Consider the following 2,311-nt stretch of genomic DNA (forward strand, 5'->3'; position numbering starts at 1 on the left):
CCCTGGGGCCCGCTCGGCGGCGCCTGAACGCGCTGCGCGGCTGAGCCGGCCCCGGGGCCGGGCGGGGGCGTCGGCGGGTGGCACATGCACGTGCCCGCGGAGGTTTGGCGAACACACTTGCGGCCACACGGGAGGGGAGGTGGCCATGTCGAACACGAACAACACGTCCGAATCACAAGGCTCACAACAGAGTTCACGCAGAACACAAAAACCACAGAAGTCCCAAGAGTCACAGAAGCCCCAAGAGTCACAGGAGTCGCGTCGGCCCCGGCCGATGGAGGTGCTGCGCGAAGCGCGTGCCCAGCTCGCGGAGCTCACGGGAATGACCGCGGAGACGGTGTCGTCCTTCGAGCAGACGGAGGAGGGCTGGGCGCTGGAGGTCGAGGTCCTCGAGCTCGAGCGTGTGCCCGACACGATGAGCCTGATGGGGAGCTATCAGGTGGAGCTCGACGCCGAGGGGCAGCTCACGGGCTACCGGCGAGTCAGGCGCTACGAGCGCGGCCGGGCCGACGCCCGTGGTTCCCAAGGCCGCTAGGCGGACCGCCGCGGACCGGCTCGACGCACTCACACCCGTGAAAAGACGACAAGACACGGAGGAACACCAGGCATGACTGTCGTACCGGCACAACAGTCCGGCGGTGGAGGCGGCAGCAGCGGCCTTTACGACGTACTTGAGCTCGTTCTGGACAGGGGGCTCGTCATCGACGCATTCGTCCGCGTCTCCCTGGTCGGCATCGAGATTCTGAAGATCGACGTACGTATCGTCGTCGCAAGCGTCGACACCTATCTGCGCTTCGCCGAGGCGTGCAACCGGCTCGACCTGGAGGCCGGGCCGCGCAAGGACCCGGGTGTGCCCGACCTGGTCGGGCAGATGACCGAGTCCGGTGCCAAGGGCAAGTCCAAGGGGGCGCTGTCCGGCGCCGCCGAGACCATTTCCGACGCCTTCAAGCAGGCCCGTGACGAGGACGGCTCCGAGCGCGAGCGCGAGACCGCGTCGCGTCCGCGCGCCCGTAAGGCCGCGCCCTCGCGCCGGAAGGAGGAGCAGGAGTGAGTACGTACGTCTACGGCATCACCGCCGGCTCCCACCCCCCGCTCCCCGAGGGGCTGGCCGGCGTGGGTGAACCACCGCGGGAGGTGCGCGTCATCGGGGCGGGTGACCTGGCGGCCGTCGTCAGCGACGCGCCCGAGGGACTGCGCCCCAAGCGCAGGGAACTGCTCGCCCACCAGAACGTGCTCAGCGAGGCGGGCGCGGGCGGCTGCGTGCTGCCCATGCGGTTCGGCAGCGTGGCACCGGACGACAGCGCGGTCACCGGCGTCCTCGCCGAGCGGGCCGAGCACTACAAGGAACGCCTCGGGGCACTGGACGGCCGGGTCGAGTACAACGTCAAGGCCAATCACGTCGAAGAGGCCGTGCTGCACCACGTGATGGCCGAGAACCCGGAGATCCGGGCCCTGGCCGAGTCCAACCGGCAGTCGGGTGGCGGCAGCTACGAGAGCAAGATCCAGCTCGGTGAGATGGTCGCGGCCGCGATCCAGGGCAAGGAGGCCGAGGACGCCGTCGTGCTGGAGCGCGCCCTGGAACCGGTCGCCGACGCCGTGAGTGTGGGCCCCGAGTCCACCGGGTGGCTGGCCAACGTCTCGTTCCTGGTGAGGCAGGACTCGGCCGAGGAGTTCCTCGCCGCCGTGGAACGGGTCCGCGGGGACATGCCGCACCTGGAGGTGCGTGTGAACGGACCCCTGCCGCCGTACAGCTTCGTCGAGCCCGGCCCGGCCGAGCCGGCGGGCACCGCGGCCGGCGGGGCCGACGCCGGAGCGGGGTGACGAGATGGGACTGATCTCGGAGGTTCTGCTGCTGCCGCTCGCCCCGGTGCGCGGCGGCGCCTGGGCCATCAGACAGGTGTTGAGCGAGGCCGAGCGGATCTACTACGACCCGGCCACGATCAGAGCCGAACTAGCCCGTCTGGAACAGCAGTTGGAGGCCGGTGAGATCTCCGAGGAGGAGTTCGACCGACAGGAGGACGACCTTCTGGACCGGCTGGAGATCGCTACGCGCACGAGCGCGGGATTGGGCAACGGGACGGCACCATGAACCGAATGGGACTGGGCCTCGCGGTAGGGGCCGGATATCTGCTGGGACGCACCAAGAAACTGAAACTCGCCGTCGCCGTGGGCACCATGGTGGCCGGCAAGAAGATGAACCTGACGCCGAAGGGCATCGCCGAGCTCGTCTCCTCCCAGCTGCAGAACAACCCGCAGTTCAAGGAGATAGGAGACCAGCTGCGCACCGACCTTCGGGGCGTGGGCAAGGCGG

4 protein-coding genes and 1 pseudogene are annotated in these 2,311 nt (G+C 69.3%); all 5 read left to right on the plus strand.

Annotated features, from left to right (window positions below; all coding sequences use genetic code 11):
- Positions 1–145 precede the first annotated feature (145 nt).
- Positions 146–535 carry a gas vesicle protein gene (locus EBH09_RS30020; RefSeq protein WP_121751073.1) on the plus strand — a complete coding sequence of 130 codons (390 nt, stop codon included), beginning with the start codon at positions 146–148 and terminating at the stop codon, positions 533–535.
- Positions 536–607: 72 nt separating this feature from the next.
- Positions 608–1,051, plus strand: a complete 444-nt coding sequence (locus tag EBH09_RS30025; RefSeq protein ID WP_121750038.1) for a gas vesicle structural protein GvpA — start codon at positions 608–610, stop codon at positions 1,049–1,051.
- A complete protein-coding gene (locus EBH09_RS30030) occupies positions 1,048–1,821 on the plus strand; it encodes a GvpL/GvpF family gas vesicle protein (protein ID WP_121750039.1) in 774 nt (257 codons plus the stop codon). Before EBH09_RS30025 ends, EBH09_RS30030 begins: the two co-directional genes overlap by 4 nt.
- A gap of 4 nt (positions 1,822–1,825) precedes the next feature.
- The gene (locus EBH09_RS30035) at positions 1,826–2,089 is read left to right on the plus strand and encodes a gas vesicle protein GvpG (protein ID WP_121750040.1); all 264 of its coding nucleotides are present in this window, start codon (positions 1,826–1,828) and stop codon (positions 2,087–2,089) included.
- A gap of 59 nt (positions 2,090–2,148) precedes the next feature.
- Positions 2,149–2,311 (plus strand): annotated as a pseudogene (locus EBH09_RS39355) (DNA primase); the annotation flags it as partial.

It is taken from the genome of Streptomyces sp. E2N166, from assembly GCF_003671715.1.
In the GTDB taxonomy this organism is placed as follows: Bacteria; Actinomycetota; Actinomycetes; order Streptomycetales; family Streptomycetaceae; genus Streptomyces; species Streptomyces thinghirensis.